Raw genomic sequence first — 13,361 nt, forward strand, 5'->3', positions numbered from 1 at the left:
GGTTTACGACAGCACGCCCTGGTCGATCAGCGCCTGGTGCTTTTCTTCGTCGTACCACCAGAAATCGAGCACGCCGAGCGCATAGGGCGGCAGCTCTTCGGGGCGTCCGAACATGTCGTAATGCGCGACCCAGTAGGCCGGCACAAACCCGCCAGGCGCGATCACCCGCTCGTAGCGCAGCGCGCGGTCGAGGGCGGTCAGCGCCGTGACCTCGTCCTCGCGATTGTCGGTGTCGAGCGCGGCTTCGACGATGGCATCCACCAGCGGCGAGCGCAGGGCGGACGGGTTGTAGGACGACACCTCCGCCGTCTCCGACCCAAAGAGCTGGTTGAGCCCCGTGCCGGCGGCCGCAAACGTCAGGATGCGCGTGTGGATGATGTCGTAATCCTTGTCGAGGAAGCGCTGCTGGCCTTGCGCGCTGTCCACCTCGTCTGCCACCACGTTCACGCCCCAGGCTTGCAGCGTGTTGACGTAGCGGTCGATGATCGCCTTTCGCGTGTCGTCCCACGACGAGATCACCAGGAACGTCAGGTCCATCGTCTGGCCGTCTTCGTTCACGAGCCGGCCCGCGTCGTTCACCGTCCAGCCCTCGGCAGCCAGCATCCGCAGCGCGCGGCGCTGGTTGCGGCGGTCGTTGGGGTTGGAGGGGTCCGAGGTGTGCGGGGTGACGACCTCTTCGGTCAGCATCTCCGGCGGGACGAGATCACCGAGGCTTTCCAGCAGCGCCAGCTCCTTGCCCTCCGGCAGGCCCTTGGCCTCCCAGTCCTGGTTCTGCACGAACGAGACCGTTTGCGTCGTCAAATCGTACTGCAGCGATTCCTTGATCCACTCGAAGTTCAGCGCCAGTTGCAACGCATGCCGCACGTTGCGGTTGTCCAGCGGAGCCTTGAGCGTGTTGAAGATCACTCCCGACATGTTCGGCGCGTTGCCCGAAGGGATCTCCTGCTTGATCACATGCCCTTCGTTGAGGTTCGGGAAGTCGTAACCCGTCGCCCAGCGGCGCGTGCTGCCTTCGCTGCGGAAGGTGTAGACGCCTGCCTTGAAACCCTCGAACTCCGCCGTGGCATCGGCAAAATACTCGAACCGCACGCGGTCGAAATTGTGCCGGCCGACGTTGGTCGGGTGGTCCCAGGCCCAGTAGTTGGGATTGCGCGCGTAAACGACGTAGCGGTTGATGTCGTAATCCTCAACCACGTAGGGCCCCGAGGCCAGCGGCGAGGCGACCGACGGGCTGTCGAGCCGCTCGCCGGTCTCGTTGAACCACCGCTCCGAAAAAATCGGCGTGCCGCCGACCTGGCTGATGAGCGAGCGGCGCGAGATTTCGTCGGCAAAGGTGTAGCGGATGGTGAGGTCATCGATGACCTCGACCCCGGTGATGCGGCGCGAGACGGCGCGCGCATAGGACCGGATGCCCTGCTCGAGAAAGAGGTTGTGCGTGAACGCGGCGTCCTGCGCGCGCAGCGGCGAGCCGTCCGAGAACACCACGTCATCGCGCATATGGAAGACGCAGTAGGTCTTGTTCGCCGGGTACTCGACCTCGCGCGCGATCAGGCAGTAGCTGTCGGTGAGCGAGTCCGCAGGCGGGGCCGCACCGAAGGCGCCGCGGGCGAACATCGATTCCGCGACGACGCCCGAGTTGCTCTCCGGGTTGCCCTTGGAAGCCCAGCGGTTGAACCCGTCGAACGTGCCGCGCTCGGAGAGCGTGATCTGCCCGCCCTTGGGGGCGTCCGGGTTCACGTAGTCGAAATACGGAAAATCGGCCGCGTATTTCAGATCGCCGTAAAAGGAGTAGCCATGGCTCGTGATCATCTCCTCGCCGCTGGCCGTCTGGCCGATCACCCTGGTCGGCATGAGCCCGGCGGTCAGCGCGGAGGCGCCCATCAGGCCCAGTGCAGAGCGGCGGTTCATCGCCCATCCGGTGGGGGGCAGAAGAAGATCGTCAGACATGGCAGAACTCCCAATATTTCCGCGGCATCCAAGCGGCGCGGGTCACCTTTATTGTCGTGCCATGTAAGCCTGCGCGGGCATTTGCCCATATTCAAGGTGCGAATTTGTGAACGGTTCGTGAAGAGGCCGTGCGCACGCAAAAAAGCGCCGCACCCGGCGGGTACGACGCTTAAAACGATGAACTTTGGGAGCTTTACCCGCCGATCGTGTCGAGATACGCGATCAGGTTGGCACGGTCCTCCGGCTTGCGCAGGCCCGAGTAGCCCATCGAGGTGCCCGGCGCCCAGCCGCGCGGGTTCTCGAGAAATCCGTTGAGGTTCTCCGGCGTCCAGACCTCCGCAACTTCGGACAGCGCGCCCGAATAGCCGAACCCGTCAACCGCGCCGACCTCGCGCCCGACCACCGCGTAAAGGTGCGGACCCGTGCCGTTTTCGCCGTCTTCGAGCTTGTGGCACGCGCGGCAGGCGCGGAAGACGCCCTCGCCGTCGGCAGGGTCGGCCTCGGCCAGAAGCACGGCAAAATCGACCGTCTCCTCGGGCTCTTCGTCCACCTCGGCCTCGGCGACCTCGATCAGATAGCCCGGTGCGTGGTCCTCGTCCCCGTAGTGCGCGGCGCCCACGTGATACGTGTCCTCAGCCAGCGATTTGCCGAGCAGGAAGATCAGGAAGGCCCCGCAAAAGGCACCGACGATCTTTGTCAGGGTCATCGTATCGAACATCGAGCTTGAATCCTTTCTGGCGTGTCGCGCGTACATATGCGCTTCCAAGCGGGGAGGGCAAGAGATACACAGCGCGACGAAACGCCCTTTTTGCGGGCGATTGCGCGGGGGAGTGCCAGATGCCGGGACCGATCGCCTTTCAGGGCGCGCTGGGTGCGTATTCGCACGAAGCCTGCCAGGCCGCGCGTCCCGACTGGGAGGTCCTGCCCTGCCGCACCTTCGAGGACACGATCGAGGCCGTCCGCGCCGGCCGCGCCCGCGCCGCGATGCTGCCGGTCGAGAACTCGATCTATGGCCGGGTCGCGGACATCCATCGGCTCTTGCCGGAATCGGGCCTGCACATCGTCGACGAAGCCTTTGTGCGGGTGAAGATCGCCCTGCTCGCCCGCCCGGGGGTCAAGCTTAAGGATGTCAAAACAGCCCGCGCGCATCTTGTGCTCCTCCCCCAATGCGCCGCGTTCCTGCGTGCACACGGAATCACGCCCGAAGCTGCATCGGACAACGCAGGCGCGGCTGCCGATCTGGCCGCAAACGGGCGCAACGATGAGGCGGCGCTGGCGTCGGCTCTGGCTGCACGGACCTACGGACTTGATGTGCTCGCCGAGGGGATCGAGGACGAAGACACCAACACCACGCGGTTTCTGATCATGGAGCCGGACGCCCGGATGGACCGCCGCGGCAGCACGGGAATGATGACCACCTTCGTCTTCGAGGTCCGCAACATCCCCGCCGCGCTTTACAAGGCGATGGGCGGGTTTGCGACGAATGGCGTGAACATGACCAAGCTCGAAAGCTACATGGTCGGCGGCTCGTTCACCGCGACGCGGTTCTACGCCGACATCGAGGGTCATCCCGACGATCGGAACGTACAACTGGCGCTCGAAGAGCTGGCGTATTTCACGAGCTACCTCAAGGTGCTCGGGACCTACCCGCGCGATCCGCGCCGCGATTGATCTGCGCATTTGGGTGTGTAGTCACTTGGATCACATGCTCTGCGTTAACCATATTCGGCAGTGCCCACCTTACTGGTAAGGAGGGCACTGCCGAAAATATGTGTCCGGGACAAGGCGGCAGGAGAACACGGCCGACTACGCCAGCGTGTTCGAAACATACTTCCTCCCAACTTCTCAACGTCAGATGTGCACTGCCGAAAGCAAGTGTCTGAGACGTCGCAGCAGAGGAACTGCCCCTGCAAGAGTATGCTCAAAACGCCTTTCCTCCCTTCTCGTCAAAGTAAGGTGGGCACTGCCGAAAACGCGCCTGTAAGACGTGCGCTGCCTCTCGAGTAAGCGTACGAACCGCCGGTCTTCCCACCCCATTCAGTGTAGGGTGGGCACTGCCGATGACAGCTGATGGGCGGCTATAGGGTGGGCTATGTGCGCACCGCGGACGTCATCGACACGTCGGTCAACGCACCCTCACCAAAACCCGCGCTCAGATGAGCAGCCCACCGGCCCCCTCGTGCCGCAAAAGCCAGACCTTGGTCTCGACACCCCCGCGCCCGGAGTAGCCGCCCAATCCGCCCGCGCCGAGCACGCGGTGGCAGGGGATCAGGACGGGCAGGGGATTGCCGCCGCAGGCCTGGCCCACGGCTTGCGCCGGGGCGCCGAGCGCCTTGGCGATCGCGCCGTACGTGGTTGTCTCGCCAAACGGGATCGCGGCCATCTGCGCGCAGACCTGCTGTTGAAAGTCCGACGCCCGCACGTCTAACGGCACATCGAACGATTGCCGCACGCCCGCGAAATATGCGGTCAGCTGGTCCGCCGCGCGGGTCAAGAGCGGCGTCCAGTCGCTGCCACCGCTTTCCCAGTCGGCAGCTACCAGCGCGTCCCCGTCCTGGGTCAGCGTGATCGGCCCTGTCGGCGTGTCTACGGTCAGTCGCGGCATGGCGGCAGAGTTGCAGGCAAACGCGCCCGCGGGCAAGGCTAGCCTTTGCGCAGGCCCAGTCGGATCGGACCCTTGGCCGTCTCAACGTCCACAGGTTCGCCTTTTTGCGTGGCGCGCAGGTCCGTCATCTCCGCCGCGACCCGCCGCACCTCCGGCATCAGCGGACGCCAGTCTTCGGCCAGCGCGCGGGCCACCTCGGACGGGCAAAAGGTCTTATCCGTGCAGCGCTGGAAGGCAAGCTCCAGCAGCGCGGCACGGATGTCTTCATCGGACGGCTTGTCCGTCACGCAACATCGCGCCTCAGGATCAGCGCCTCGTTGCAGCGCCCGCAGACGCCCGGGAAGCCATGCTTGCCAACATCGGGCAGGATCTTCCAGCAGCGCTGGCACTTGGCGCCCTCGGCCTTGGCAAAGACCACCGCAACGCCCGGCGCGTCCGCGATGGTGAACGCATCGGCAGGAGCAGGGTCCGTTGACACGGTGATCGCAGACGTGATGCAAAGATCGGCCAAGGTCGCTGTGTCCGGCAGGGCGGCGGCGGTCTCGGCGTCGACGTAGACCGTGGGCGCGGCTTCGAGAGAGGCACCGATGGTCTTGTCCGTCCGTTTCACCTCCAGGGCACCCGTCACAGCACGGCGCACCGCGCGGATGCGGGCCATCTTTTCGGCCAGCGCCGCGTCGGTCCAGTCGGGCGTTGCGACAAAGTCCTGCAGGTGGATCGAGCCGTCGCCCGTCCGCTCCAGCCAGATCTCCTCCATCGTAAAGACGAGGATCGGCGCCAGCCACGTATTCAGCCGCTCAAGCACCAGCATCAGCATCGCCCGCGCCGCGCGCCGCGTCTCGCTCGTCTCCGCATCGCAGTAAAGCGCGTCCTTGCGGATATCGAGGTAGAAGGACGACAGCTCCACCGTGCAGAACTGGAAGAGCGCCTGGAAGACCCCCTGGAAGTCGAACTTGGCATAGCCCGCCCGCACATGGGCATCGAGCTCGCTCAGCCGGTGCGCGATGAAGCGCTCGAGCTCCGGCATCTCTGCCACATCCATGCGCTCGTCCTCGGACCATCCGTCGAGATTGCCCAAGAGGAACCGGAACGTGTTGCGCAGGCGGCGGTAGCTGTCTGCGGTCCCTTTGAGGATCTCCGGCCCGATGCGCTGGTCGCCGGTGTAGTCGGTCTGCGCCACCCAGAGCCGCAGGATGTCGGCGCCGTATTGCTTTATGACTTCGTCGGGCACGATGGTGTTGCCGATGGATTTGGACATCTTCATGCCCTTCTCATCGAGTGTGAACCCGTGCGTGACGACGTTGCGATACGGTGCCCGGCCTGTCGTGCCGACCGATTGCAGGAGGGAGGAGTGGAACCAGCCGCGGTGTTGGTCGGTCCCCTCCATGTAGACGTCGGCGATCCCGTCCTCGGTCCCGTCCTCGCGGTCGCGGAGGACAAAGGCGTGGGTGGACCCGGAGTCAAACCACACGTCCAGGATGTCGAAGACCTGATCATACGCGTCTGGGTCGACGAGCCCTGTGAGGAAGCGCTCCTTGGCGCCGTCCTCGTACCACGCATCCGCGCCTTCGGCCTCGAACGCCTCGGCAATCCGCGCGTTCACGTCCTCGTTCCGCAAAAGGAAGTCCGGGTCGGTCGGCAAAGCGCCCTTCTTGGTAAAGCACGTCAGCGGCACGCCCCAGGCGCGCTGGCGCGAGAGCACCCAATCGGGGCGCTGCTCCATCATCGCGTGCAGGCGGTTGCGTCCCGAGGCAGGCGTCCATTTCACGTTGTCGATCTCGGTGAGCGCCCGCTCGCGGATCGTCTTCCCGTGCGTGTCTTGCCCGTCGCCCACAGGCTTGTCGATGGCGGCGAACCATTGCGGCGTGTTGCGGTAGATCACCGGTGCCTTCGACCGCCAGGAGTGCGGGTACGAGTGCTTGATCTTGCCGCGCGCCAAGAGCCCGCCGACCTCGACCAGCTTGTCGATCACGGCGGTGTTGGCGTTCCCCTCGCCGCCCTTGCGGCTCAGGATGTACGTGCCGCCAAAGAACGGCAGGTCATCGCGGAAACCGCCGTCATCCTTGACGTTGTAGGTGATGACCTGGCTCAGCATTCCGAGGTCTCGGTAGAGCTCGTACTCCTCCATCCCGTGGGACGGGGCGCAGTGGACGAACCCGGTGCCTTCGGTGTCGGTCACGAACTCGGCGGCGCGAAAGTCGCGGATGTCGTCCCACTCGCCCTTGCCGCCTTCGGCGCCCGCGAGGGGGTGCTTAAGTTCAAGTGCCCATAGTTCGGCTGGGGTAACATCACGTATCTTGGAGTACATGCCTTTCGACAGACGCGCCTTTTCAAAGACGTCCTCTGCAAGCTCGTTCGCCAGGATGAAGCGTTCTCCTACTTCTGCCCAGCAAACGTCTGGTGTTTCAAACACCTCGTAGAGCCCGTACGAAATGCTTTCACCGAAAACCACTGCCTTGTTGGACGGCATGGTCCAAGGTGTAGTTGTCCAGATCACCACCTTCGCACCGACAAGCTCTTCGGGAAAAGCTGCTTTCTCCATGTGCGGCGGTTCGCCAATGCTGCGCCACTTGGCCTTGTAAACTGGTTCTCCTGCGGCGCTAACCTCAAACTTCACCCAGATCGTGAAGCTCTCTTTATCGTGGTACTCGACCTCGGCCTCGGCCAAGGCCGTCTGCTCCATCGGCGACCACATCACGGGCTTGGAGCCCTGGTACAAAGTCCCGTTCATCAGGAACTTCATGAACTCTTCGGCGATCACGCGTTCGGCGTGGAAGTTCATCGTCAGGTAAGGCTCGTCCCAATTGCCGGTGACCCCGAGGCGCTTGAACTCCTCACGCTGGATGTCGACCCAGCCTTCGGCGAACTTGCGGCATTCGGCGCGGAACTCGTTGATCGGGACGGCGTCCTTGTTCTTGCCCTTCTTGCGGTACTGCTCCTCGATCTTCCACTCGATGGGCAGGCCGTGGCAGTCCCAGCCGGGGATGTAGCGGCTGTCGTGGCCGAGCATCTGGTGCGAGCGGACGATCATGTCCTTGATCGTCTTGTTGAGCGCGTGGCCGATGTGTAGGTGGCCATTCGCGTAGGGAGGGCCGTCGTGCAGGGTGAAGGGCGTACGGCCAGTCTTGGCGCGGTTCTGGCCGTAGACGTCCATCTCTTCCCAGCGTTGCAGCCAGGCAGGTTCGCGTTTGGGAAGGCCCGCGCGCATCGGAAAGTCCGTCTTGGGCAGGTTCAGCGTGTCTTTGTAGTCGGGGGTGCTCTCAGGCGTGTCGGCGCACATGGAGATCGTCCATCCTCTTGGGGAATGTCATGTCGAGTGAGGGCGGTGCGGCGGGGCCAGCACCTCAGTCCCGGCCGCTCTGGTCAGAGCGCCGGGCATGTAATTCGAATGGCGCGGATCCAAAGCGTCATGCGCCGTCCTATACGCTTGGGGATGCGGCGCGTAAAGGTGGCGAGCCCGCACATTTTTCTTGCGGAAAATGTGCTGTGTGGGTGCGTCCATCGCTGGCGCCCTTGAAACTGATATAGCGATACCGAAGTTTACACGCCGCCCGTTTTGCCAAAGGCAAACCTTCGGTTTGACGGGGGCGGGCCATGCCAGAGGCATGCCTTCGGCATGACGCGGCCTGACAGTGCCTGTCAGGCGGGCGCTTTGGATAAGGCGATGTGTATCAGGTTTGCGGCTTGCCGGTCTTAGTGGGCATGCTGCGTCCCGGCCCAGTCGTCGAGGTATGCACCGGGCTGCGGCGCGCCGTCCATCATATGCCGGCGCCAGGCGGATTGCTCGCGCGCGATGACCTCCAGCTCCCACACGTAGCCGACCACCGGCCTCGGCCCGAGCGGCGCGCTGCCAAAGGGCACGCGCAGGTGGTGTTGGCAGAGGACCGAGCCCTGCACCCACCAGAAGGCATTGCCCGTGACGCCCGCACTGCCCGTATGAAGGATCACAAAGCCCAGCCCGTTGCTGTCGCCCATCTGCGCGATCTCGGGTCGGGCACCCGCAACAAGCGTGTCCAGAACCGTGGCCTCCGGTGCGCCGTTCAGGTGGTAGAGCTTGAACCGCGCACCGTGCGCCTCAACATGGCCGCCTGCGGCGAGCGGGCGGGCGTGGTATGGCTCGATCGGGCCTCGCGTCATCTGTTGGCTCACTGACATTAGGACGGCGCAGATTTTTCTTGCGGAAAATCTGCGGGATCACCCGTCGCGGTTCACGTGTTCCCAGATTTTCGAGATCACCACCGAGCCTTCGCCCACGGCACTGGCCACGCGTTTGACGGAGCCCGCGCGCACGTCGCCGACGGCAAAGATGCCCGGCGTCGAGGTCTCGTAGGGAGAGGCACCACCCACGGCCTCGCCGGTCAGAATGAACCCCTTGTCGTCGAGCTGCGCAAGCCCGCTCAGCCAGCCGGTGTTCGGCGCGGCGCCCACCATGATAAAGAGCGCGCTGGTCTCCAGCTCCCACGTGCGCGGTGTCTCGCCGCCGGTCTGCAAAGTCACTGCGGTCAACGCATCATCGCCGTGCAGCGCGCCAACCTGCGTGTGGTAGTGGATCGTGATGCGCGGGTCCGCCTCGAGCCGCGACGACAGATAGCTCGACATGGACGCCGCCAGCGAGCCTGAGCGGACCAGCACGTGCACGTGTTTGGCGGTGCGGCTGAGGTACATCGCCGCCTGGCCCGCCGAGTTGCCGCCCCCGATCACCACGGCCTCGGTGTCCTTGCAATAACGCGCCTCGCTCTCGGTTGCGGCGTAGTAGATGCCGGCGCCGTCGAGCTCCTCGATGCCGTCCAAGGGCAGGCGGCGGTACTGCACCCCGGTCGCGACAAGCACCGAGCGGGCGCTGACCACTTCTCCCCGGTCGAGCGTGGCGTGAAAATGGCCCTTCTCGCAGGCGCTGAGCGCGGTCACCCGGTAGGGCATGGCAAAGCGGGTGCCGAACTTGCGCGCCTGGATTTCGCCGCGCCACACGAGGTCCGCGCCGGAGATGCCCGTGGGAAACCCCATGTAGTTCTCGATCCGGCTCGAGGTGCCGGCCTGCCCGCCGATGGCGACATCCTCGAGCACGAGCGCGCACAGCCCCTCGGCCCCGGCGTAGACCGCCGCTGCCGTCCCCGCAGGCCCGCCCCCGACGATCAGCACGTCGACCGTGTCGGTCGGATCCAGCTCGAGCGACAGGCCCATCAGCTCGGCAAGACCCGCGCGGGACGGATTTTCGATCAGCTGGTTGCCGCCAAAGACGACACCCGGCGCGCCCGGGTCGAGCCCGCAGGCGGCGCCTAACGCCCGCGCGCCCTCCGAGTTGAGGTCGAGCCGCTGCACAGGCACCCGGTTGCGGGTCGCAAAGTCGGCAATCTGCCGCATCGCCCGGTCCGCCTCGGCGCCGATGATCCGCAGCGCGGTGTCCTGCTCTTCGATCTGGCGGCGGCGGCGCGCGGCAAAGACCGTGATCACGATGTCCGACAGCTCCGGCACACGCGTCATCAGGTCGAGCATCTTTTGCCGTTCGATCACCGTCACGCGGGTGTCCTCGGCGGCGCGGAAGGGCACGGTGTAGCGCCCTCCGGTCAGGAACGCGATGTCGCCAAGGTACTGACCCGGCCCGAGGGACGCCTCGAGATACCGCTCGCGGGTGATCGAATCGAGGATCTCGATGTCACCCTCCTCGACAAAGATGAAATGCGTGACCGGGTCGCCGATCTCGACCACGATGTCACCTTCGGCATAGGTCCGCTCGGTGCCGAGCTTGCGCATCTCGGCGATGTGTTCGTCCGACAGCGGGCGTCGTTGCATCTCGCGCAGGTTGGCGGCCAGTGATTCCATATGCGTGTTCCTTTGCGTCGTCGCGCGCCGGCAAAGCCCGCTGGCACTACCGCGAAAATAGGCCGGTCAGACTGCGTGTCACGAGCGCGGAGACCGAGGGCCGCGTTTCAGCGCGGAAGGGGAGGGGCCGGCAGACCTCCATTGCAGCCACGCCCACCCGCGCCGTGAGCGCGCCGTTCACCAGACCCTCGCCGAACCGGCGGGAGACCTTGGCCAGCACGCTGCCGCCCGCGACCGAGCCGATAAGATCATCGCCCACGGCCACTGCGCCAGTCGCTACGAGATGCGTCATCACCGCTCGCATCAGGCGCCAGGAGCCGAGCGTGCCCGAACGCCCGCCGTAGACTTCGGCGATGCGGCGGATCATGCGGATGTTGGCGGTGAGGGCGGCCACCACGTCGGCAAAGGCGAGCGGCACAAGCGCGGTCACGGTCGCGACCTGCCGGGCGGCGGCCTGCACTTCGGCCTCAGCACGGGTGTCGAGCGGGGCCAAGAGCTCGGCCTCGGTCAGCGACAGGATCGCGTCCGCGTCGAATTGGTCAGGGAGCAGCTCGGCCAGCCGGTCCCGGCCCCAGCGCGTCTCGTCCCGGCGGGCGTAGAGCCGGACCAGATCGCCTGCCACCTTGCGCGCAGCGGCGCTGTCCTGATCCTCGAGCGCTGCGGCGGCGTCGCGGTGCAACTGGTCGATCCGGCTGAGCCGGGAAAAGGCCGCGAGCTCCCGCAATCCGATGATCAGCAGCACCAGCACAAAGCCAGCCATCAGCCCCGTCGTCGCCCAGCCGAGCAGTGGAAACCGCGCGAGCAGATCGGTCACAAAGCCATAGGCCCAGACCGAGACGACAAGCATCGTCAGGGCCACCAAGAGCCCCCAGAACCAGCGCGCCAGCCGCGAGGGACGGCCCGCCGTGATCGCGGCAACTTGCGTCATCGTCGCGCCGTCTGGCGCGTCTCTGCCCTCCGGCAGCACCGGGTCCGGGACGGGCGGCGCTTCGGCGGGCGAGGGCTTGGACGGCGCGGTATCGCGTTCAAAGAGGACCGGGCCTTTCGGGGTCTCGCTCATGCCGCCTGCTCCTCGCTGCCCGGGCGGTCCCAGACGAATTCGATGTCCGGCAACCCTTCGTCGTTGGTTTGTCCGTCGGTGCGCAGACCCTCGCGGAACCCTTGTGTCTGGTAGAACGCCTGTGCGCCTGTGTTGGCCTGAAAGGTCCAGAGCCGCAGCTCTTGCGAGTGCGCCTTTGCTGCCTCGAGAAGGCGCCCGCCCAGACCCTGCCGCCGCGCTTTGGCGTCAACGTAAAGCGCGTGCACCACGGCGCCGTCGCGCGCGATGAAGGCTTGGTCCTCGGCCACCGTCACCCACCCCCTCGCGATCAGATCACCGGCGTGCGCCACGTCCTCGGCGGCGGTGTGCAGGCGCGGCATCCACGGATTTTCCTCGACGAACGCGGTCAGGAGCCCGCCGATCCAGCCGGCGTCGAGGGGGGCTCCCGGGCGCAGGGCAACGGCGCTCACAGCCGGTCTCCGATCAGGAACTGCGCGGCCCGGTCGAGCCGGATATGCGGCGGGCCTTCGCCAGGTTTGAGCGTCAAAGGCGCGGGCGCAAAGCGCATCACCTGAAAGTCGTCGTCGAGCCATGCCTCCGCCCCGTCACGGGCAGGCGTCAAAAGGTGTGAGGGATCCTCGGGCAGCGCGCCGGGGTAGAACGCCGCCTCCTTCCCAGTGTCGAGCAGGGTGCCGCGCACACAAGGAAGCTCGGTGCCGGCGTGGGGCACCATCTCTTCGGTCGTCGAGCGGAGCGCTGCAATCGCCATCGCCGCCGTCTCCGCCCCGGCAAAACGCGCACGGTCGCGGGCGTCGCGGTTAAGCGCCTCCATGACCGCCTGCAGCCTGGCGTGCTGGCTATGGTGCAGATGGTCTGCCTTGGACGCGGCAAAGAGGATGCGCTCCACGCGTTTACCAAAGAGAAGCTGCGTCAGAAAGGCATTCCGCCCCGGACGAAACGCGCCGAGGATATCGGCCATCGCGCGGCGCATGTCCTCCACCGCGGCAGGCCCCGAATGGATCGCGCCCAGCGCGTCCACCAGCACCACCTGCCGGTCGATCCGGGCGAAGTGATCGCGGAAGAAGGGTTTGACGACGCGCGCCTTGTACGCCTCGAACCGCCGCTCCATCTCGCGCCAAAGCCCCTTGCGGGGTGGGCTGGTCTCGGGCGGGAGCGGGGCAAAGGTCAGCGCGGGTGAGCCCTCCATATCCCCCGGCAGCAGGAAGCGGCCGGGCGTGACGTCGTAGAACCCCTCGGCCCGGGCAGCGCGCATGTAGGCGGTGTAGGTCTCGGCCAGCGCCTTGGCCTGCGGCTCTTTCCACGCCTTGAGGCCGGTCGCCTCATTGGACGCCGCCCGGAAGGCGTCGGCTGCGGGACGGGAGGCGAGCCGCTCCAGCGTCTCCGCACTCCACTCCGCGTAGGTTTTGTCCAACAGGCCGAGGTCCAGCAGCCACTCGCCGGGGTAGTCTATGATGTCGAGGTGGATCGTCTTGGCACCCGTCAGCCCGCCCAGCAGGCCCGTCGGGCGTACGCGCAGCGACAGGCGCAGCTCGCTCACCGCACGGGTGCTGTCCGGCCAGCTCGGGGTGCGGGAGGTGAGCGCGTTCAGGTGATCCTCGAACTCGAAGCGCGGCACGGTGTCGTCGGGCTGGGGCTGCAGGAACGCCGCCTCGATCCGCCCGTCACGCGCCGCCAGAAGGTGCGGCATCCGTGCCCGGTCCAGAAGGTTCGCCACCAGCGAGGTGATGAACACCGTCTTGCCCGCACGCGCCAGCCCGGTCACGCCAAGGCGGATCACCGGCTCGAAGAACGCGCCGGACACCGTGTCCCCGACCGCCTCGACCTGGCGGGTCAGGCCGTCCGCTATCCGGGTGATGACCAATGGCATGCTCCTTGCGTCGTGGCGGTAGACATAGGGGCGGTGGTCCCTGAACGCCAGACCGCGGGTCC

At 65.9% G+C, this 13,361-nt stretch carries 11 protein-coding genes; 1 reads left to right on the forward strand and 10 read right to left on the reverse strand.

Annotated features, from left to right (window positions below):
- Positions 1-3 precede the first annotated feature (3 nt).
- Positions 4-1,947, reverse strand: a complete 1,944-nt coding sequence (locus ACU0B3_RS12965; protein ID WP_446261279.1) for an extracellular solute-binding protein — start codon at positions 1,945-1,947, stop codon at positions 4-6.
- A gap of 193 nt (positions 1,948-2,140) precedes the next feature.
- Complete coding sequence (locus ACU0B3_RS12970; protein WP_446261280.1) at positions 2,141-2,665, reverse strand: c-type cytochrome; 525 nt, start codon at positions 2,663-2,665, stop codon at positions 2,141-2,143.
- A 119-nt stretch (positions 2,666-2,784) separates the two neighbouring features.
- Here ACU0B3_RS12970 and ACU0B3_RS12975 point away from each other — a divergent pair, with 119 nt between their 5' ends.
- Positions 2,785-3,618 (forward strand): prephenate dehydratase, encoded by an 834-nt coding sequence (locus ACU0B3_RS12975; RefSeq protein WP_446261281.1) that lies wholly within the window; start codon positions 2,785-2,787, stop codon positions 3,616-3,618.
- Positions 3,619-4,099: 481 nt separating this feature from the next.
- On the opposite strand, the gene ACU0B3_RS12980 is transcribed toward ACU0B3_RS12975, so the two are convergent.
- The 8 genes from ACU0B3_RS12980 to ACU0B3_RS13015 form a co-directional block, all read right to left on the reverse strand.
- On the reverse strand, positions 4,100-4,552 hold the full coding sequence (locus tag ACU0B3_RS12980) for a methylated-DNA--[protein]-cysteine S-methyltransferase (protein ID WP_446261282.1): 453 nt from the start codon (positions 4,550-4,552) through the stop codon (positions 4,100-4,102).
- A 38-nt stretch (positions 4,553-4,590) separates the two neighbouring features.
- On the reverse strand, positions 4,591-4,839 hold the full coding sequence (locus tag ACU0B3_RS12985) for a DUF3253 domain-containing protein (protein WP_446261283.1): 249 nt from the start codon (positions 4,837-4,839) through the stop codon (positions 4,591-4,593).
- Complete coding sequence (gene ileS / locus ACU0B3_RS12990; RefSeq protein WP_446261284.1) at positions 4,836-7,832, reverse strand: isoleucine--tRNA ligase; 2,997 nt, start codon at positions 7,830-7,832, stop codon at positions 4,836-4,838. Before ileS ends, ACU0B3_RS12985 begins: the two co-directional genes overlap by 4 nt.
- 413 nt (positions 7,833-8,245) lie before the next feature.
- Entirely contained in the window at positions 8,246-8,689 is a 444-nt protein-coding gene (locus ACU0B3_RS12995; protein WP_446261285.1) for a hypothetical protein, read from the reverse strand.
- A 57-nt stretch (positions 8,690-8,746) separates the two neighbouring features.
- Positions 8,747-10,372 (reverse strand): FAD-dependent oxidoreductase, encoded by a 1,626-nt coding sequence (locus ACU0B3_RS13000; protein ID WP_446261286.1) that lies wholly within the window; start codon positions 10,370-10,372, stop codon positions 8,747-8,749.
- 46 nt (positions 10,373-10,418) lie between these two features.
- Positions 10,419-11,432, reverse strand: coding sequence for a YcjF family protein (locus ACU0B3_RS13005; RefSeq protein WP_446261287.1), 1,014 nt, complete (start codon positions 11,430-11,432; stop codon positions 10,419-10,421).
- Positions 11,429-11,881: an N-acetyltransferase family protein gene (locus tag ACU0B3_RS13010; protein ID WP_446261288.1), complete on the reverse strand. Its 453-nt coding sequence runs from the start codon at positions 11,879-11,881 to the stop codon at positions 11,429-11,431. Before ACU0B3_RS13010 ends, ACU0B3_RS13005 begins: the two co-directional genes overlap by 4 nt.
- Positions 11,878-13,293, reverse strand: a complete 1,416-nt coding sequence (locus ACU0B3_RS13015; protein ID WP_446261459.1) for a YcjX family protein — start codon at positions 13,291-13,293, stop codon at positions 11,878-11,880. Before ACU0B3_RS13015 ends, ACU0B3_RS13010 begins: the two co-directional genes overlap by 4 nt.
- Positions 13,294-13,361: the final 68 nt, after the last annotated feature.

The sequence above is a fragment of the Pseudaestuariivita sp. genome (assembly GCF_052825805.1).

Coding starts and splice junctions, on each gene's coding strand:
- ACU0B3_RS12965 (WP_446261279.1), bottom strand. CDS start 1,947: ATGTCTGACGATCTTCTTCTGCCCCCCACCGGATGGGCGATGAACCGC.
- ACU0B3_RS12970 (WP_446261280.1), bottom strand. CDS start 2,665: ATGTTCGATACGATGACCCTGACAAAGATCGTCGGTGCCTTTTGCGGG.
- ACU0B3_RS12975 (WP_446261281.1), top strand. CDS start 2,785: ATGCCGGGACCGATCGCCTTTCAGGGCGCGCTGGGTGCGTATTCGCAC.
- ACU0B3_RS12980 (WP_446261282.1), bottom strand. CDS start 4,552: ATGCCGCGACTGACCGTAGACACGCCGACAGGGCCGATCACGCTGACC.
- ileS (WP_446261284.1), bottom strand. CDS start 7,832: ATGTGCGCCGACACGCCTGAGAGCACCCCCGACTACAAAGACACGCTG.
- ACU0B3_RS12995 (WP_446261285.1), bottom strand. CDS start 8,689: ATGACGCGAGGCCCGATCGAGCCATACCACGCCCGCCCGCTCGCCGCA.
- ACU0B3_RS13000 (WP_446261286.1), bottom strand. CDS start 10,372: ATGGAATCACTGGCCGCCAACCTGCGCGAGATGCAACGACGCCCGCTG.
- ACU0B3_RS13005 (WP_446261287.1), bottom strand. CDS start 11,432: ATGAGCGAGACCCCGAAAGGCCCGGTCCTCTTTGAACGCGATACCGCG.